This is a genomic window from Streptomyces sp. NBC_00483 (genome assembly GCF_036013745.1).
Lineage (GTDB): Bacteria > Actinomycetota > Actinomycetes > Streptomycetales > Streptomycetaceae > Streptomyces.
Map to the genome: position 1 here is coordinate 1,557,453 of NZ_CP107880.1, position 17,064 is coordinate 1,574,516.

Genomic DNA, 17,064 nt, shown 5'->3' on the forward strand with positions numbered 1-17,064 from the left:
ACTACGTTGATCCAAAGTCCTCCGGCAGGTGGAGCGCAGCATGCCTTCGTACGTGACGACCGAGTACATGACCACGGGGTACGTGACGACCGACGGCGTCGCCCGGGACGACCGTTTCGACCACTGGGCGCAGGAGATGTCGCACGTGTTCGGCGGGCTCGACACGCGGCCGGTCGCGGCGGGCGCCTTTCACGGCACGGCCACCTGCGACGCGCTGGGGCAGCTTCTGCTCGGCTCCATCAGCGCGGGGCCGCTGCGGGTGCGGCGCACCGAGCGGCTGACGGCGCGGAGCGAGGACGACCACTACAAGGTGGCCCTCCAGGTCGCGGGCACGTGTGTCGTCGAACAGGACGGCGCGCAGGGGGCGTTGGGCCCCGGCGACCTCGCGATCTGCGACACCACGCGCCCGTACGCGTTCCGCTACGACACCGCCTTCCGCACCGTGCTGATGCTGGTGCCGCGGGCGATGCTGCCGGTGCGGCCCGAGGCGGTGCGCGGCCTCACGGCGCGCCGGCTGACCGGGGAGAGCGGGGTGGCGGCCGTGGTGGGGCCCTTCCTGCGCTCCCTCGGCGAGCAGGCCAGGACCTGCGCGGGGCCAGCGGCGGCGGGTCTCGCGGACGGGGCGGCGTCCCTGATGACGGCGCTGGTGTCGGAGCGCCTCGACCGTGCGGCGCCCGCGGAGCCGGGGCACGCGATGATGCTTCGGATCCGCGCGCACATCGACAGCCGCCTCCCGGACCCCGGCCTCACGCCGGACTCGATCGCCGAGGCGCACGGGATCTCCCGCCGCTATCTGTTCAAGCTGTTCGCCGCCGAGGACCAGACGGTCGCGGGCTGGATCCGGACGCGCCGCCTGGAGCGGTGTGCGCGGGACCTGGCCAATCCGGCGGCGGTCCGGCGGCCCATCGGCATGATCGCCGCGCGCTGGGGGCTGCTGGACGGCCGCCACTTCAGCCGGGTGTTCAAGACGGCGTACGGCCGGACGCCGCGCGACTTCCGCCGCCAGGCGCTCGCGGGGCAGGACCCTCACGGCCGCATCGGCGCGGAGGCCGACGGGTGACATCCGTGAGGTCGCTCCCGGCGGTGCTGCCGCGCGCCCGTCACGCGGTCAGCGACGTGGGGATCGAGTGGAACTGGCGGCGGAAGTAGACGAGCGCGCCCGCCCCGTCCTCCCCGACGAGCACCCGCTCCGCCTCGATGAACATCACGGTGTGCGAACCGTGTTCGGCGGTGCCTGCGACGCGCCCGACGACGGAGGCGGCGGAGCCCTTGAGTACCGGCACATCGGCGAGTGTGTGGTCCCATACGTCGCCGCAGGCCGCGAAGCGTTCCTCGGCGGGCACGCCGCCCGCGAAGGCCTTGGCGACATCGGCGTGGTCGGGGCCGAGGACGTTGACGCAGACCCGCCCGTTCTCCGTGAACAGGTCGTGGCTGCGGCTCGACCGGTTGATGCAGACGAGCATGGTGGGTGGGTCGTCGGTGACGGAGCAGGCCGCGCTCACCGTGATGCCGGCGCGACCGCGCGGTCCGTCCGTGGTGACGATGTTGACGCCTGCGGTGAGGTTCGCCATCGCGTCACGGAACGATCGTTGGTTCGAGGTGAGTTGGTCCGACGCTGCCCTGCGAGTCACGGGTGTCATGGCTGTCACCGTAGGGCGCGGCAGGTGGCCTGCGATATTGAGAGTTCCTTCGGTTTCCTTAAGGATTTCCCCTATGCCTTCACTCCCCGCAGGGCTGACGCTCTGCCATGACCTGACCCCGGCCGCATGGGTCCGCGCCGCGCTGCCGGACTTCGCGGCCGGCATGGTCGGCTCGCTGCTGCCCGCCGGGTACGAGCGGTACGTACGCGTGCTGCATCCGGCCGGGTGCGACGAGGACGACGACACGGACGGGGACGACGGGCCGGGCGAGGGTACGCTGCCGGGCCCGCTGGCCGCGCCGTTGGCGTCGGTCCTGGAGGGGTGCACGGACACACCGGACGACTGCTACTTCGGGGTGTGGGAGGGGTGCGGCTACTTCGACGACGGCACGGTGAGTGCCCTGCTCGTGAGCGGGACGAGCACCGTGTCGTGGCAGGCGCGACCGGCCGTCGACATCACGGGCGCGCCCCGCCTCGAACTCCCGCACCGCGAGTACGCCGTGTTCCGCGGCCCGGTCGCCTCGGTGACCGCCCTCGCCATGACGGTCGCGGGTGAGATCGGCGAGGGCGCCGATGTGGCCAACGCCCTCGTACCCGACCTGTGGTGGCCCGCCGACCGCTCCTGGTTCGTGCACGGGGACACCGATCTCACGGCGACGTGGATCGCCTGCTCCGCCGCCACGGCGGAGCAGGTGCTCGGGCACCCGGACCTGGAGGCCGTCGTCATGTCCCCGGACTCACCGGTGCTCCCCTGACGACCGGGTCAGTCGGCGAGCGCGCCCATCGGGTCCCAGGCCGGCAGCACGATCGGCGGCTCGTCGAGGGCGGCGGAGAGCTCCGGCGGAAGCGCGGAGCGGCGGACCGCGACCTCGAAGACGTGCTCGCCGAACCACGAGTCGTTCATGGTCCAGAAGCCCTTGTCGGCCTTCTCCTCGCCCCAGCTGTTCTCGACCCGCCAGCGGCGCGGCGTGCCGTCCACCACGTCGACGCCGGTGAAGAGCATCGCGTGGGTCATCTGGGTCTCGTGGTGGAGGAGCCGGTCCGCCTTGTCGAGCTCGAACGACGCGTCGTAGACGGACTCGTAGTCGAAGAGCTCGGCGTCCCAGATGCCGAGGTCGGGGCGCATCTGCTGGGCGACGTCGCAGCCGAACCAGACGGGCTCGCCGCTCACGACTGCCTCCATGGTGAGGCGCTTCAGCAGGTCGATGTCCGCGTTGAGGTAGACCACGGGCGGGGCCTCGACGATATTGCCCAGGTGCTCGACGGTGAAGGTGCGTCCTGCCGGGCTCGACTCGCGCGGGTCGTGGACGAGGCACACGTACTCGTCGAGGGGTATCTGTACGTACGCCTCGGCGAACTCGGTCGGTGTCATCCAGCCTTCGCGGTGGAACTCCTGGTCCTTGTCCCGCCACTGCCACAGGAACGTCTGCGGCGGTGTGCCGAGGTGGATGCTGAGCACGCGGTGGACGGCGCCGAGCACCTCCGCCTTGCGTGCGCGCTGCGCCTCCACACCTTCCGCCACCGCGCCGCGCAGATCACGGGCGCCCTGGCGGAGCAGGCTCATCAGGGCCCGGTTCATCGGCCCGGTCGCCGACGAGCTCTCGGTCTCCGGCATCGCCGACTTGGGCACCAGGCCGTGCTTGGCGACCAGCGCCACGAACATGTTCCACTGCCCGCCGTCGCTGATCGGGTCGCCGAGCAGATGTGCCACCGTACGGTCGTCGACATCGCGGTCGGAGGTGTCGATGACGCTCTCGAGGAAGTGGTTCGCGCGCTCGAACTTGTCCCACCACAGCACGTAGTTCTGGGAGAACTCGAAGTCCTTCACGCCGAGCTTCTCCGCGGCGCCGACGCGCAGCAGGTTGAGCCCGGCGAACATCCAACAGCGGCCGCTGCGCTTCTGGTTGGTGACCTTCCAGTCGTCCAGGTGGTGCGAGACCGAGTGGTCGATGGCGGTGACGATCCGCCGGTCCAGGGCTATGTCGTCCACCGTCGTCTGCGTCACGGCGTTCTGCATCAGCCGGTTCGCGGGCCGGGCGGCGAACTCCTTCTCGTAGGACTCGAGTTGTGCCGGGGTCAGACTGCGGTCGCTGTCGGCCGGAGCGTCGGTGGAGTGAGAGGTGTGGTCATGTCCGAGCGTCACAGTGTCCGCTTCCCATTCTTGAAGCGGCCCCGTGCTCACACGGGGCCTGGGCAGGTAAAAGGGGCAACGCGCTCTCACCGTCGCACGACCGTTCTAGCCAGTCAACGGACCGGTGTTCATGATCGTCGGTCCACCACTCAGCCCTCGACGTCCTGCGGATACCACCGCAGTTCGACCGTGTTCCCGTCCGGGTCCTTGACGTACACCGACTGCGCCTGACCCCGCGCACCCCAGCGCGGCACGGGACCCTCCAGGACCTCGAACGCCCCCGAGTCGATGACCTCCTGCCAGTCCAGGGGGTCGACGACGAGGCAGAAGTGGTCGACGTTGGACTCGACCCGCGGGGTGGCGAACAGGTCGATGACCGTGCTGTCGTCGATCCGCACGGACGGGAACGGCACCTTCCCGGCCCGCCACTCCTCCACCCGCTCGGGCGCGAGCCCCAGTCGGCCGGTGTAGAACTCCAGCGACTTGTCGACGTCGGCCACGTTCAGCACCAGGTGATCGAGAGCTTTGACTCGCATGGGTGGGGTCCCCGTTCCTGTCGGTTGCGCGGTCATGGACTACCTAGTCCAGCAGCCACGCGGCGGCAAGGGCTATTCCCCGGCGCGCCCCTTCTCCGCGATCTCCTGCGTCACCCTCAGGAACCGCTCGGCCTCCTCCAGGGTGTGGCAGTGCAGCGGGGAGACACGGACGACGCCCTCCAGGCCCACCGCGCGCAGGATGCGCTCGGAGTAGGGGCTGCTCGCCACCCGCTCGTAGACGATGACGCCGCGTTCCTCGTAGGCGCGTACGGCGTCGGCGCAGGACAGGTCGTCGAAGGTGAGGGGCACGATCAGGTCGCGCGGCAGGGTGGCGGCGCGGTCGGCGAAGTGGACGTGGACACCGGGGATCCGGCGCAGGCCGCGCTGGTGCTCCGTACCGTCCAGGAGGGTGTGGAGGAGGGCCTGTTCGTGGGCGTGGACGGCCCGCATTCCGGCGACGAGGGCGGTGCGGCGGTCGGTGCCGGGCGCGGTGTCACCGACCGTGGCGAGGTAGTCGACGATCGCCGAGAAACCGGCGTAGACGGCGGGCGCGGAGCTGCCGACGGCCCAGGTTTCGGCGCTCGCGGCGGCAAGCTTGTCGTGCGGGAGACGCGCGAGCCGCGGCGAGAGGTAGGTGAACGCGTTGCCGCGGTCGCCGAACATCTTGTACGGGGCGATGTTCACGGCGTCGACGCCCCACGCCTGTGCGTCGACGACGCCGTGCGGGGCGTACTGGACGCCGTCGGTGATCACGTACGCGTCGGGGTTCTTGGCCCGCACCGCCGCCACGACCGCCGGGATGTCGGTGACGGCCCCGGTGATGTTGGACGTGGCGATGACGGAGACCAGCGAGGTGCCTTCGTCGACGAGCGCGGCGACGGCCGCCGGGTCGATGCCTCCGGTCTCCTGGTCGGCGGGCGCGACGCGGAGTTCCTGACCGGTGCGTTCGGCGTCGCGGGTGCAGGAGTCGAAGGACGAGGGGTGCTCGATGGCCGTCGTGACGATGTTCGTGCCGGGCACGTGGTCGGTGATGACGCGGACGATCGCGAACATGCCCTGGGAGGCCGTCGCGGTGGGCAGCAGCGCCCCGTCGGGATCGCCGTTGAAGAAGGCGAACAGGTCCTGCTCGCCCTGCTGTTGCACGCGGGCGAGGTCGCGGGCGACGCGCGTGGGGCGGGAGTTGCTGTCCGGCGAGAGGGACACGTCGAGCGCGCGCTCGGCGGCGGCGCGCAGCCGCAGCGAGCCACCGGAGTTCTCGAAGAAGAGCCGGTCCGCGCCGTGCATGTCCCTTTCCAGATGGGCGAATTGGGACCGTACGTAGTCCATGGTCTTAGCGGAGAAGGGGCGCGCTTCGGGGGTGGTGCGGGGCACGGATGACTCCAAGTCGTAGCGAAGAATGGTGAATTGAGGAGTAGACGGGTCAGTTCATGCGCGCGAGGAAGGCGCGGGTGCGTTCGGCGCGCGGGTTGTCGATCACCTCGCCGGGCGGGCCCTGCTCGACCACCTTGCCGCCGTCCATGAAGATGACCCGGTCGGCGACCTCACGGGCGAAGCCCATCTCGTGCGTGACCACGATCATGGTCATGCCGTCGCGGGCGAGGTCCTTCATCACGGCGAGGACCTCGCCGACCAGTTCCGGGTCGAGGGCGGAGGTGGGCTCGTCGAACAGCATCAACTTCGGGCGCATCGCCAACGCGCGGGCGATGGCGACGCGTTGCTGCTGCCCGCCGGAGAGGTGATTGGGGTACGCGTCGACCTTGTCGGCGAGACCCACGCGCGCGAGCAGCTGCCGGGCGTGTGCGAGAGCGGCTTCGCGCGGCTCCTTGCGGACGAGCAGCGGCCCCTCGACGACGTTCTCGAGGTTCGTGCGGTGCGGGAAGAGGTTGAAGCGCTGGAAGACCATGCCGATGTCGGCGCGCTGACGGGCGAGTTGCCTCCCGCTCAGTTCGAGCAGCCGGGCGCTCTCGCGTCGGTAGCCCATGATCTCGCCGTCGACGCCGACCACGCCCGCGTCCGGCCGCTCCAGCCGGTTGAGGCAGCGCAGCAGGGTGCTCTTGCCGGACCCGGACGGGCCGAGCAGACAGACCACTTCACCGCGGTCGACGTCGAAGTCGAGGCCGTCGAGGACGGTCAGCGAGCCGTACGACTTGGTGATCCCACGGGCCTGCACCATGGCGGTGCCGGAGACGGTGGCGGTGCCGGTGCTGATGCCGGTCATGCGGCGGCCTCCTTCGGGTTCTTGCGTTCCTGCACGCGCGCGTGCCCGTAGCCCTGGTTGAGCCGCTTCTCCAGCACGTGCTGGCCGAGTGTGGCCAGGGAGACGAGCGCCAGGTACCAGAGGCTCGCGACGATCAGGAGCGGGACGACCTCGTAGTTGGTGGCGTAGATGTGCTGGACGGCGGAGAGCAGGTCGAGCCCTGAGACGAAGGCGACCAGAGACGTGGCCTTGAAGAGGTTGACGAACTGGTTCACCGACGGCGGCACGATCACCCGCAGGGCCTGCGGCAGCAGCACGCGCCGCAGCAGCTGACCGCTCGTCATGCCGATGGATTCGGCGGCCTCGATCTGTCCTCGGTCGACGGCGAGGAAGCCGCCGCGCACGATCTCCGCCATGTAGGCGCCCTCGTGCAGGCCGAAGGCGAGGAGGGCCGCGGTGAACCAGTCGATGGCGTCGTTGGTGTCGATGCCGCCGGCACCCTGCCCGAAGAACATCGCGGGCCCCAACTCGGGGAAGACCAGGGCCAGGTTGAACCAGAAGATCAGCTGGACGAGCAGCGGCGTACCGCGGAAGAACCACACGAAAAGTGAGGCGGCCGCGGACAGGGCCCGGTTGCCCGACGTCCGCAGCACGGCGACCACGACCCCGATGACGACGGCGAGCGCCATGCACACCACGGTGAGGAGCACGGTCCAGCCGATGCCGTGCAGGATGTCGGCGTCGAAGAGATAGTCGCCGACCACCGGCCAGCCCATGTTGGAGTTGCCCGCGACCGATACGAGGAGCAGGGCGAGCAGCGCGATGACCACCGCGCTCGCGGCCCACTGCCAGGGCCTGCGGACCGGGGTGACGGGCAGCGCGGCGGCGGCTTCGATGTCGAGGGCGCGCGACGGGACGGTCGGGGCGCTCATGACGTGGCCGCGTTCACGCGTGGAGAGTCCATCGCCAGCTGCCCCATGTCCCAGTGCTTCAGGATCCGTTCATAGCTTCCGTTGCGCATGATCTCCTCGAATGCGGCGCCGAGCGCCTTGCGAAGGGGTGCGTCGTCCTTGCGTACGGCCGCGCCGTGGAACTGTTCGTAGAAGGGGGATCCGGCCACGTCACCCGCGTCGCTGTGCTCGGCGACGTAGCGGCCGATGACGTAGTCGATGACCACCGAGTCGGCCCGGCCGGTGCGCACCTGCATCATCGTGGCGGCCGCGTTGTCCATCTCGATGAGCTTCACACCGGCCCGGCCCGCCTTCCGGCAGGTGGTGTCCTGCTGTGCGGCGAGCTCACCGGAGAGACTGCCGACGGTGGCGGCGGCCGTGGTGCCGCACAGGTCGTCCGCGGTCTTCAGCCGCTTCGGATTCCCCTTCTGCACGAACAGGGTCTGGTACGAGGTCGTGTAGTCGACGAAGGTCACGGCCTGCTGCCGCTCCTTGGTGTCGGTGAAGTCCCCCATCGCCACGTCGAGCTTCCCCGACTGGAGGCCCGGCACGAGCGCGGTGAACCCGGCGTCGTAGAACTCGATCTCCACGCCGAGCTCTTCGCCCAGCGCGTCCATCAACTCCTTCTCGAATCCGGTGATTTCGGAGCCGTCCCGGTACAGGTACGGAGCGACGTTCGTACTGCCGCCGATCTTCAGCTTCCCCGACTGCCGTACGTGCTCGGGCAGCAGGCGGTGGAGCGGATGGGAGTCGGCGACGTTGCGCGCCACCGGGTCCGCGCCGCAGGCCGCGAGGGTGAGGGCGAGCGCGACGGCCGTGAGGGCCGGACGCAGGAGCTTGGCTCTCTTCACACCGGTCTCCTCTGCGATGGACACAGAACTGCGAGAGCAGTCTCATTTAGTGAATGAGTTGAAGGCATACGGGCCCGCCCGTCAAGACCTTGAACGCAGAGGAGTTCGGATGACGGGATGAGATAGCCTGCCGGGAAGTAAGACTCGGATCTCATGACTCATGGCGTACGGACGGACCTCGGAGGCCACCCTGAACAGCACCGGCCAACCGGCGGGGCGGAGCCGCGGCCCGCGTCAGGACGCCGTCCGCAACCGCAACAAGCTGCTCGACGCGGTGGGCGCCATCCTCGAGTCCGAACCCGCGTCGGTGTCCATGCCGCTCGTCGCCCGGCAGGCCGGCCTCTCCACGGCCACGGCCTACCGGTACTTCTCCACGCTCGAAGAGCTGATCTCGGCGTACGTCTACAGCACCATCGTCGAGCTGCGGAACTTCAGCCACGACTGCCCGAAGACCGGCACCGCCCTCTTCGAGGCGGTCGCGGCCGAGCGGGTCCGGCTCGTGCGCAGGCACGGCGCGGCCACCGTCCAGGTCCGCTCACGGCAGGGCTTCCTGGCCCGGCTACAGGCACAGGACCACGTGATCACCGCGGTCCGTGACATCTGGGAGCGGCCGATCCGCGCCGCGATGCGCCAACTCGGCGTCGCCGACGAGCACTTCGACCACACGCTGTTCCTCTACAACATCATGTTCGACCCCCGCGACATCCTGGACCTCGTCGCGACGGGCCTGGACGAGGCGGCGGTGGTACGCCGCCTGACCCGGGCGTACTACGGGGCGGTGCGGGGGTGGGTGGACGCGGATTCGGGCTGAGCGGCTTCCTCGACTTCCTCGGTCCCCACGGCCCCCTCGACCTCATGAGCACTACTGGCCCCACTGGTTCCTTTGGCTCCCCTCCGGCGCACCAGCACCGGTCCGATGAGTGCCAGCGCCGCCAAGCCGAGCACCGCGGCCGACACCGGGCGCGTGACGAAGACGGTCCAGTCGCCCTCGGCGAGGGTGAGGGCGCGGCGGAACTGGGTCTCGGTCATCGGCCCGAGCACCACGCCGAGGACCAGCGGGGCCAGCGGGTAGCCGGTGCGGCGCAGCAGGAAGCCGAGGAGGCCGAACACGACGGCGACCGCGAGGTCGAAGGGGTTCTGGGCGAGCGCGTAGACGCCGAGGCCGGCGAAGACGAGGATGCCGGCGGTGAGCAGCGGCCGGTCGATCTTCAGCAGCTTCACCCAGAGCGGGATCATGGGGAGGTTGAGGAGGAGCAGCACCACGTTGCCGATGTAGAGGCTCGCGATGAGGGTCCACACCAGCGTCGGCTGGGTCTCGAACAGCTGCGGTCCCGGCTGCACGTTGTACATCTGGAAGGCGACGAGCAGCATGGACGCGGTCGCCGACGTGGGGATGCCGAGGGTGAGCAGCGGCACCAACACACCTGAGAACGCGGCGTTGTTGGCGGCCTCCGGTCCGGCGACCCCCTCGATGGCGCCCTTGCCGAACTGTTCGGGGTGCTTGGTGAGCCGCCGTTCCAGGTTGTAGCTGAGGAAGGTCGGGATCTCCGCGCCGCCGGCCGGCAGTGCGCCGATGGGCATGCCGAGGGCGGTGCCGCGCAGCCAGGGCTTCCAGGAGCGGCGCCAGTCCTGCCGTGTCATGCCGATCCGGCCGCGCAGCGGCAGCGGTTCGGGGTCCGGGGCCCTCCTCAGCCGGGCCACGGTGTACAGCGCCTCGGCGAACGCGAAGAGGCCGACCGCGATGGCGACGAGCGCGACACCGTCGAAAAGCTCGGGCACACCGAACGTATAGCGGGCCTGCCCGGTGAGGCTGTCGATGCCGACGAGGCCGATGGCGAGGCCCAGGAAGAGGCTGCACAGTCCGCGCACCGGTGCGTCGGCGACGACCGCGGTGACGGTCGCGAAGGCGAGGACGAGGATCGCGAAGTACTCGGCGGGCTGGATGTGTTCGGCGATCGAGGAGAAGGCGGGGCCCGCGAACGTGATGCCGAGGGTGGAGAGCGTTCCGGCCACGAAGGAGCCGATCGCGGCGGTGGCGAGCGCCGCCCCGCCGCGGCCCGCGCGGGCCATCGGATGCCCTTCCAGGGTGGTGGGCACGGAGGCCGTCTCCCCGGGAACGTTGAGCAGGATCGCGGTGGTCGAACCGCCGTACATGCCCCCGTAGTAGATGCCCGCGAAGAGCACGAGCGCGCCGACCGGGTCGACGACGGAGGTGAGCGGGAGGAGCAGCGCGACGGTGGTGGCGGGACCGAGTCCGGGCAGCACGCCGACCAGCGAGCCGAGGACGCAGCCGCCGAGCGCGAGCAGCAGGTGCAGCGGGCTGAAGGCGTGGGCGAAGCCGTCACCCAGGTGGGAGAGCACGTCCATGGGTCACAGGTCCCATCGCAGGTAGCCGGGCGGGAGGTGGATGCCGAGCAGCTGGTCGAAGAGCAGATACGTCGCCAGCGCGAGGACGAGTCCGATCAGCAGGTCGCGGCGGATGCGGCGACTGCCGAGGATCCGGGCGACCGCGACGAAGAGCACTGCGGTGGTCTGCCAGTAGCCGAAGAACTCCAGCGTGAGGACGTACGCGGCGAGCGTCGCGAGAAGCAGCACGACCGGGCGCCATTCGGTGACGCGGGCCTCCTCGCGGGCCTGTTCGTCCTGGGCGGGGTCGCTGCCGCGGAAGCACTGGACGGCGTTGACCGCGGCGGTGACGGTGAGTCCGGCGCCGATCAGCAGCGGAAAGGCACGCGGCCCGACATCGGTGCCCTCGGCGAGCGCCGGGGTGGGGATCGCGAAGGCGAGGGCCAGGACGGCGATTCCGGTGGCGAGAAAGGCGAGCGCGGCGATGCGGGGACCGAGCGGACGGGTGCCGGGCGGACGGATGGCGGACTCCGCCGCCGACGGGTTCGGGGTGGGGGTGGTGGGGGTCATCCGAGACCGACCTCCTTCAGTACGGCGCCGACCTGCTTCTGCTGACGGGAGATCAGGTCGCCGAACTTCCGCCCGGGGAGCCAGACTTCGTCCCAGTCGTTCTCGCGCAGGGTCTTCTTCCAGCAACTCGTGTGCCGCATCTTGTCGACGAGCCGGACGACGGCGCGCTGCTCGGAAGCGTTGAGCCCGGGTGGCGCCATGACACCTCCGATGGCGTCCACGGCATCGTCGCCGTACCCGAGCCGGTCGAGCGTCGGCGGGGAGCCGAGGTCCTTCGGTGAACTCCCGCCGGAGACCGCGAGGATGCGCAGCTTGCCCGCCTCCACCTGGGGGCGGATCTCGGACAGCGTGGAGAGCCCGGCCGTGGCGACGCCGCTCAGCAGCATGTTGAGGACCTCTCCCCCACCGCCGGTGGGCACGTACGTGAGACGGTCCGGCGCCAGGTGCACACGCTGGGCGAGCGAGGCCACGGTGATGTGGTCGGGGCCGCCGAGGGATCCGCCGACCCACTTGGTGGCTCGGGGCTTCTTCGCGGTGGCGCGGATCAGGGAAGGGAGGTCGCGGTAGGGCGACTTGGCCGGGACGACGATCGCGGTGGTGGACACGGTGAGTCCGGCGATCGGCGTGAGCCGGGTGAGGGAGACCGGCGAGTGGTTCTGGATCTCGCCGCCGAGCAGGGTGACGGTGTCCATGGTCATCAGCTGGTACGGGTCGTCGGCGCGGCCCGCGATCCGGGCGAGGCCGATGGTGCCCGCGGCGCCGGGCGCGTTGCTGACGGTGACGTCCTCGTCGGTGACACCGCAGCCCGTGAGGGCGCCTCCGATGCCGCGGGCCCGGGAGTCGAAGCCTCCTCCTACGCTGCCGGGGGCGAGGATCGACAGGCCACGGGAGGGGTAGCCGACGACGGCCGCACCGGAGTCGACCGGTCCGACCGCGCACCCGCCGAGGCCTGTGGTGAGGGCGGTGGCGAGCAGCACGCCGAGGGCGGCCCGCCCGCGCCGATTCGGTCCCGGTGGTCGGGGGCTGCGGGAGAGCAGAGGCATGGCGGGGACTCCAGCACGGCGACGAGTGACATGGACGGGGACTGTGGCTGGGACTGTGGCGGTGACGTGTGTCGTGAGCAGAAGAGCACAGAGGGGGGAAGGGTGGCGTGAACATGCAGGGCGCGAGTGGCCTGGATCTTCCGTGCCCGGCCGTCGCGACGGCAAGAGGATTGACACCAACCGATCAATCCTCAAGGGTTGACGGATGCCCGTCGTGATCGAACTCGGCCCGGCGGCGAGCCGGTTCGTGGCCCCCAGGGTCTCCCCGCTCGCCGAGCTCTGCGCCTGCCTCCACGCCCTGCAGACACCCGGCCACCATCCGGCGAGCCGACGCTGGGCGGACGCCGTACGGCAGGACGCCGAACCCACTCTGCTCGACCGGGCGGCGGCCCTGTCACCGCTGTGGGGCGCGTTCCGGGCGCGCTATCTGCTGCCCCTGTCGGCGAACGGGGAGCGCGAACTCGCGGAGGAGATCGGGGAGATCACCGCGCTGCCCCGCGAGGAGTTCACCGGGATGACGGCGCAGGCTCTGCTGGGCAAGAACACACCACCCCCCGAAGAGGCACTGCGGGACCCGGGCCGGTTCCTGGCGCGGCTGCGGCAGCACGCGGAGGACCGGTTCACGTTGGGCGCGCGGCTTCTCTCGGACCCGGAGGGGCTGCGGGAGACGCTCACGGAGTTCCTCCACCTGGCCGGTGAGCAGTGGTTCGGGGCGGAGTGGGAGCGGCTCGCGGGCCCGCTGGGCTCCGAGGTCAGGGGCCGTTTCCAGGAGCACAGGCAGGACGGCGCCGCGGTCCTGGCCGGCTTCCCGACGGCGCGGGTGCTCACCGATCCGCCGCGGGTGGAGTTCGAGAAGCTGTACCAGGCGCGGGTGCCACTGTCCGGCACACCGTGCCTGCTCGTGCCGTCCCTGCACGTCAACCCGCATGTGGCGATCAAGCACTATCCGGGGTTCCCGATCGTCGTGCAGTACCCGGTGCGCGGCGGGGACGGGGCCGGGCCGCCCTCCCTCGACGTGGTGCGGGAGCGCCTGAAGGTGCTGCACGAGCCGCTCCGTGTCGACCTCTGCCGGACCCTGTTGCGCGAGGCGATGACCACCACCGAGCTGGCCACGCAGTACCGGATGACACCGCCTCAGATGTCCCGGCACCTCAGGCGCCTGCGGGAGTCGGGTCTGGTGGTCACGCACCGGCGGGGCGCGCGCGTCCACTACCAGCTCGACCAGGAGGCGGTCCGCAATCTCGGCGCCGACCTGCTCGCGGCGCTGCACCGCTGAACAGGCGTAGCCCACACGGTCATTGACACCTCTGCGGCAATCTCCTTGAGGCGGCCCGGCGGCACCGGCGACGCTGACGGCCGAACGCCGCGACCCGCTCAAGGCCGGCGTCCACCCACCCGTACACCGATCACCGCCGCACCACGATCGAGGTCCCGCCGCATGAGCTCGCCGAGCACCACCACGCCCAAGGGGTCACGCACCAAGTCGACCGCCGACTTCTACGTCACCGGAGCCACCACCCAGTTCGCGTCCCGCTACGACCAGCGCCTGTCGTACTGCCTGTACGTACCGGCCGCACACCACACCGCCGAGCACCCCCTGCCGCTCCTGGTCATTCAGCACGGCACCGGCCGCACCGGCCCCCAATACCGCGACGCGCTGGCCGACTTCGCCGAGGAGCACGGCATCGTGGTGCTGGCCCCGCTCTTCCCCGCGGGACTCGGCAGCGACCCGGACGACCTGCACAACTTCAAATTCATGGAGCACGAGGGCGTCCGCTTCGACCTGGCGCTGCTCGCCATCGTCGAGGAGGCGGCGGAGCGCGTCCGCATCGATGCTTCACGCTTCGTGCTGCACGGATTCTCCGGCGGCGGCCAGTACGCCCACCGCTTCCTGCTGCTGCACCCCGACCGCCTCGCCGGGGTGTCGATCGGCGCCCCCGGCCGGGTCACCCTGATCGACCCGGAGCGCGAATGGTGGCTCGGCACCCGCGGTTTCGAGGAACGCTTCGGGGCGCCCGTGGACCTGGACCGGATCCGCGAGGTGCCGGTGCATCTGGTGGTCGGCTCGGAGGACACCGAGACGTGGGAGATCAACAACCCCGGCGACACCAACTGGATGGACGGCGCGGACGCGGTCGGCCGCACCCGGGTCGAGCGCATCACGGCGCTGTACGAGAACTACCGCTCCCTGGGAATCGACGCCCGCCTGGACCTCGTTGCGGGCGTCGCGCACAACGGAATGGGCGTCCTGGACGAGGTCCGGGCCTTCACCGCGGGCGTGTTCGAGGGCCGCTGAACCGAGGAACGGTCGGGAAGACGCCAGTTCTTCTTCAGGCAGTCTTCTCCAGACGATCGTCTTCAGGCGAGGCGCGCGGAGTCGATCAGGTGGTCGTCGAGGACGCCCTGGTCGGGTACGAAGCCGAGGCCGGGGTCGTCGGACAGGCGGGTCACGGGTTCCCACGCCTGGGCCTCGTGCAGCCGCACGGGCCAAGCCACGAGCGGGACTTCGAGGCGCGTGGCGGGCTGGTACGCGGCCAGGTACTGGGCGGTGGCGAGGGTGGCCGGTCCGAAGGCGAAGTTGTGCGGCACGACGCGTACGCCGTGTGTCCTCGCCAGCAGGCCGACCTCGAGGAGTCCGCTGATGCCGCCGATCTTCGAGACGCTGGGCTGCGCCACGTCGCAGGCCCGGAGCGCGAAGAGCGCGGCGAAACCGGCGGGCCCCGAGGCGTTCTCGCCGGTCGCGACCGGGACGCCGGTGGCCCGCAGCCGGGCGAGGGCGGCCGCGTCGTCCGGTGGGAAGACCGGCTCCTCCAGCCAGGTCAGGTCGAGGTCCCGCAGCCGTTCCGTCCGGCGCTCGGCCTCGTCCGGCGTCCAGGGGCAGTTGACGTCCACCATGAGCTCGACGCCGTCCGGCAGCACGGCGCGCGCGGCGGCGACCGCCTCGTACTCGGTCTCGTGCAGCTTGACCCCCCAAAACCCTTGCTCCGCCGCGTACTTGGTGCGTCGGGCGACCTCCTCCGGCTCGTTGTCGTACACCATGAGGCTGGCGTACGACTCGACCTGGTCGGCGGCGTGCGGGTTGAGCAGTCGGCGCAGCGGAAGTCCGGCGCGCTGCGCGGCGAGGTCCCACAGGGCGATGTCGATCCCCGACTGCGCGAACAGCACGGGGCCCGAGCGGCCGAAGGCGTGCAGCGCGTGGTCCGCCTGCGGGGCCGCGCCGGGGCGGGCAGGCGTGCCGAGGTACAGCGGACCGACCAGGTCGCGCAGCGCGGCGAACGTCACCGGGTTCACGGCGTGCCCGAACGCCTCGCCCCAACCGGTCCGCCCGTCGGAGTCGACGACCTTCACCAGCAGGCACTCCATGCGCTCCACCGACGCGGCGGCCGCGTTCAGTGTCGTGTCCCCCGCGGTGGCAGGGCGCCGGCGCCCGCTGTCGTAAGGGATGGCCACGCGCAGAATGTCGATCGACTCGATGACCGGCCCCGCGTCGTCCAGCGTCATGCTGCTGATCTCCTTCCGTCAACTTCCGCCGGGCGGTGCCGCCTTCGTCGCTCGGCTCGCACCGACAGGCGTGTACGCACGGCGTTGTACGCACGGAAGGAATGCGGCCCTTGAACGCCCGCGCGCGCCCTCTTGAAGGGAGTCACTGGGATTGAGAGGACGCTACGGCTGCGGGTGATTCGCGTCCAACACTCTTTCTGGATCTCGCGATACCCACGGCACATCAATCACGCGACTGCGGTCACGCGCCCCTCGGCCCATTGCGGGGTATGCCGCCAAGTCCTCCAACACGGCCCGGATCTGACGCGTGGTCACCGCAGCGATCCCCGGCGACTCGTGGGCGTACGCGGCGTACGCGATGAGGCCGCCCGTCAGACCCCAGCCGCGGCCGCGCGCCCAAGTGGCGTCGTCCACCCCGAGGGCGGTACGGAAGACCGCCCGACTGGGCGCCGTCATCAACGAGTAGGCCATCATCAGGTCGGTGGCGGGGTCCCCGAAGGCCAGGCCGCTGAAGTCGATCACCGCGTCGAGTCGGCCGCCCGCGGTGAGCAGGTTGCCGGTGTGGAAGTCACCGTGGACCCATACGGGCGGCCGGTTCCACGGTTCGGCGGCCAGCGCCGCGTCCCACACCTCGGTCATCGCCTCCGCGTCGAAGGCGTCCGCGGCCTGCGCGATCGCCGCGCGCGTGGCACGGTCACGGTCCGCAAGTGGCTCCGGGGGCGGGACCGCGGCGGGCCCCGGTGCGGGCCGGTGGATCCGACCGAAGTCCCACAACGCACGGAGGAACTCGGCCAGTTCACCCGCGACGGCGGCGTCGTCGCCCAACTTCCCGGCGTCAGCCGTCTCGCCGTCCAGCCAGCGGGAGACCGACCAGGGCCAGGGGTAGCCGAACCCGGGACGGCCCTGCGCCACCGGGACGGGCACGGCGAGGGGCAGGTGCGGGGCGAGCCGGGGCAACCAGGCGAACTCCCTGTCCAGGCCGCCGAGCGGCCCGGGGTGCCGGGGCATCCGCACCGCGAGTTCGGTGCCGAGCCGGTGGATGACATGGTCCGAGCCACCCGGTTCGACACGCTCCAGCGGCAGGCCGACCCACTGCGGGAACTGTGCGTCGACGAGTCTGCGGGTCAGGGCGGTGTCGATGGGTGGACGCATCCACACACCTTCACGCCTCGCACCACCCCGCCGCACCCCGTTTTCCCCGGCTACCCCAACACCGGAGCGGTCTTAAATGTACGTACACCTTGAGCCAGATCACCTTCAGCCGCTTGTACGTCAGCGGGTTCTCGCTCTAGCGTAGATG

17 protein-coding genes are annotated in these 17,064 nt (G+C 70.7%); 5 read left to right on the plus strand and 12 right to left on the minus strand.

Features of this window, described 5'->3' with window-relative positions; genetic code table 11:
- Positions 1-40: 40 nt before the first annotated feature.
- Positions 41-1,060 (plus strand): helix-turn-helix domain-containing protein, encoded by a 1,020-nt coding sequence (locus tag OHA73_RS06665; RefSeq protein WP_327654490.1) that lies wholly within the window; start codon positions 41-43, stop codon positions 1,058-1,060.
- Positions 1,061-1,100: 40 nt separating this feature from the next.
- Here OHA73_RS06665 and OHA73_RS06670 read toward each other — a convergent pair whose 3' ends face one another.
- On the minus strand, positions 1,101-1,640 hold the full coding sequence (locus OHA73_RS06670; RefSeq protein ID WP_327654491.1) for a flavin reductase: 540 nt from the start codon (positions 1,638-1,640) through the stop codon (positions 1,101-1,103).
- Between the two features lie 73 nt (positions 1,641-1,713).
- Between OHA73_RS06670 and OHA73_RS06675 the strand changes: the two genes are divergently transcribed.
- The gene (locus OHA73_RS06675) at positions 1,714-2,394 is read left to right on the plus strand and encodes a hypothetical protein (RefSeq protein WP_327654492.1); all 681 of its coding nucleotides are present in this window, start codon (positions 1,714-1,716) and stop codon (positions 2,392-2,394) included.
- Between the two features lie 8 nt (positions 2,395-2,402).
- Here OHA73_RS06675 and OHA73_RS06680 read toward each other — a convergent pair whose 3' ends face one another.
- The 6 genes from OHA73_RS06680 to OHA73_RS06705 all read right to left on the minus strand — a co-directional run bounded on the left by OHA73_RS06680 (position 2,403) and on the right by OHA73_RS06705 (position 8,304).
- A complete protein-coding gene (locus OHA73_RS06680) occupies positions 2,403-3,782 on the minus strand; it encodes an aminopeptidase C (protein ID WP_327654493.1) in 1,380 nt (459 codons plus the stop codon).
- A 137-nt stretch (positions 3,783-3,919) separates the two neighbouring features.
- Positions 3,920-4,306, minus strand: coding sequence for a VOC family protein (locus tag OHA73_RS06685; protein ID WP_327654494.1), 387 nt, complete (start codon positions 4,304-4,306; stop codon positions 3,920-3,922).
- Positions 4,307-4,378: 72 nt separating this feature from the next.
- A complete protein-coding gene (locus tag OHA73_RS06690; RefSeq protein ID WP_327654495.1) occupies positions 4,379-5,677 on the minus strand; it encodes an aminotransferase class V-fold PLP-dependent enzyme in 1,299 nt (432 codons plus the stop codon).
- 49 nt (positions 5,678-5,726) lie between these two features.
- The gene (locus OHA73_RS06695; RefSeq protein ID WP_327654496.1) at positions 5,727-6,524 is read right to left on the minus strand and encodes an amino acid ABC transporter ATP-binding protein; all 798 of its coding nucleotides are present in this window, start codon (positions 6,522-6,524) and stop codon (positions 5,727-5,729) included.
- Positions 6,521-7,435 carry an amino acid ABC transporter permease gene (locus OHA73_RS06700; protein ID WP_327654497.1) on the minus strand — a complete coding sequence of 305 codons (915 nt, stop codon included), beginning with the start codon at positions 7,433-7,435 and terminating at the stop codon, positions 6,521-6,523. The genes OHA73_RS06695 and OHA73_RS06700 overlap by 4 nt, the downstream gene beginning before the upstream one ends.
- Positions 7,432-8,304, minus strand: a complete 873-nt coding sequence (locus OHA73_RS06705; protein ID WP_327654498.1) for an ABC transporter substrate-binding protein — start codon at positions 8,302-8,304, stop codon at positions 7,432-7,434. The genes OHA73_RS06700 and OHA73_RS06705 overlap by 4 nt, the downstream gene beginning before the upstream one ends.
- Before the next feature lie 160 nt (positions 8,305-8,464).
- On the opposite strand from OHA73_RS06705, the gene OHA73_RS06710 reads away from it, so the two are divergent.
- A complete protein-coding gene (locus tag OHA73_RS06710) occupies positions 8,465-9,115 on the plus strand; it encodes a TetR/AcrR family transcriptional regulator (RefSeq protein ID WP_327654499.1) in 651 nt (216 codons plus the stop codon).
- On the opposite strand, the gene OHA73_RS06715 is transcribed toward OHA73_RS06710, so the two are convergent.
- Genes OHA73_RS06715 through OHA73_RS06725 form a run of 3 tightly spaced genes read right to left on the minus strand, consistent with a single transcriptional unit; the run spans position 9,073 to position 12,263 of the window.
- Positions 9,073-10,671, minus strand: a complete 1,599-nt coding sequence (locus OHA73_RS06715) for a tripartite tricarboxylate transporter permease (protein ID WP_327654500.1) — start codon at positions 10,669-10,671, stop codon at positions 9,073-9,075. The two genes, OHA73_RS06710 and OHA73_RS06715, sit on opposite strands and share 43 nt — an antisense overlap.
- 3 nt (positions 10,672-10,674) lie before the next feature.
- Positions 10,675-11,220, minus strand: coding sequence for a tripartite tricarboxylate transporter TctB family protein (locus tag OHA73_RS06720; protein WP_327654501.1), 546 nt, complete (start codon positions 11,218-11,220; stop codon positions 10,675-10,677).
- Complete coding sequence (locus OHA73_RS06725; protein WP_327654502.1) at positions 11,217-12,263, minus strand: Bug family tripartite tricarboxylate transporter substrate binding protein; 1,047 nt, start codon at positions 12,261-12,263, stop codon at positions 11,217-11,219. The genes OHA73_RS06720 and OHA73_RS06725 overlap by 4 nt, the downstream gene beginning before the upstream one ends.
- 205 nt (positions 12,264-12,468) lie before the next feature.
- Between OHA73_RS06725 and OHA73_RS06730 the strand changes: the two genes are divergently transcribed.
- On the plus strand, positions 12,469-13,539 hold the full coding sequence (locus tag OHA73_RS06730; RefSeq protein ID WP_327654503.1) for an ArsR/SmtB family transcription factor: 1,071 nt from the start codon (positions 12,469-12,471) through the stop codon (positions 13,537-13,539).
- Positions 13,540-13,701: 162 nt separating this feature from the next.
- Entirely contained in the window at positions 13,702-14,559 is an 858-nt protein-coding gene (locus OHA73_RS06735; protein WP_327654504.1) for a PHB depolymerase family esterase, read from the plus strand.
- A 62-nt stretch (positions 14,560-14,621) separates the two neighbouring features.
- On the opposite strand, the gene OHA73_RS06740 is transcribed toward OHA73_RS06735, so the two are convergent.
- A complete protein-coding gene (locus OHA73_RS06740) occupies positions 14,622-15,764 on the minus strand; it encodes a mandelate racemase/muconate lactonizing enzyme family protein (RefSeq protein ID WP_327654505.1) in 1,143 nt (380 codons plus the stop codon).
- A 162-nt stretch (positions 15,765-15,926) separates the two neighbouring features.
- Positions 15,927-16,916: an aminoglycoside phosphotransferase family protein gene (locus OHA73_RS06745; protein ID WP_327654506.1), complete on the minus strand. Its 990-nt coding sequence runs from the start codon at positions 16,914-16,916 to the stop codon at positions 15,927-15,929.
- Positions 16,917-17,064 lie beyond the last annotated feature (148 nt).

Bases quoted from the DNA above. Each gene is read 5' to 3' on its own strand.
- OHA73_RS06665 (WP_327654490.1), top strand. From the start codon at position 41: ATGCCTTCGTACGTGACGACCGAGTACATGACCACGGGGTACGTGACG.
- OHA73_RS06670 (WP_327654491.1), bottom strand. From the start codon at position 1,640: ATGACACCCGTGACTCGCAGGGCAGCGTCGGACCAACTCACCTCGAAC.
- OHA73_RS06675 (WP_327654492.1), top strand. From the start codon at position 1,714: ATGCCTTCACTCCCCGCAGGGCTGACGCTCTGCCATGACCTGACCCCG.
- OHA73_RS06685 (WP_327654494.1), bottom strand. From the start codon at position 4,306: ATGCGAGTCAAAGCTCTCGATCACCTGGTGCTGAACGTGGCCGACGTC.
- OHA73_RS06695 (WP_327654496.1), bottom strand. From the start codon at position 6,524: ATGACCGGCATCAGCACCGGCACCGCCACCGTCTCCGGCACCGCCATG.
- OHA73_RS06700 (WP_327654497.1), bottom strand. From the start codon at position 7,435: ATGAGCGCCCCGACCGTCCCGTCGCGCGCCCTCGACATCGAAGCCGCC.
- OHA73_RS06710 (WP_327654499.1), top strand. From the start codon at position 8,465: ATGGCGTACGGACGGACCTCGGAGGCCACCCTGAACAGCACCGGCCAA.
- OHA73_RS06715 (WP_327654500.1), bottom strand. From the start codon at position 10,671: ATGGACGTGCTCTCCCACCTGGGTGACGGCTTCGCCCACGCCTTCAGC.
- OHA73_RS06720 (WP_327654501.1), bottom strand. From the start codon at position 11,220: ATGACCCCCACCACCCCCACCCCGAACCCGTCGGCGGCGGAGTCCGCC.
- OHA73_RS06725 (WP_327654502.1), bottom strand. From the start codon at position 12,263: ATGCCTCTGCTCTCCCGCAGCCCCCGACCACCGGGACCGAATCGGCGC.
- OHA73_RS06730 (WP_327654503.1), top strand. From the start codon at position 12,469: ATGCCCGTCGTGATCGAACTCGGCCCGGCGGCGAGCCGGTTCGTGGCC.
- OHA73_RS06735 (WP_327654504.1), top strand. From the start codon at position 13,702: ATGAGCTCGCCGAGCACCACCACGCCCAAGGGGTCACGCACCAAGTCG.
- OHA73_RS06740 (WP_327654505.1), bottom strand. From the start codon at position 15,764: ATGACGCTGGACGACGCGGGGCCGGTCATCGAGTCGATCGACATTCTG.
- OHA73_RS06745 (WP_327654506.1), bottom strand. From the start codon at position 16,916: ATGCGTCCACCCATCGACACCGCCCTGACCCGCAGACTCGTCGACGCA.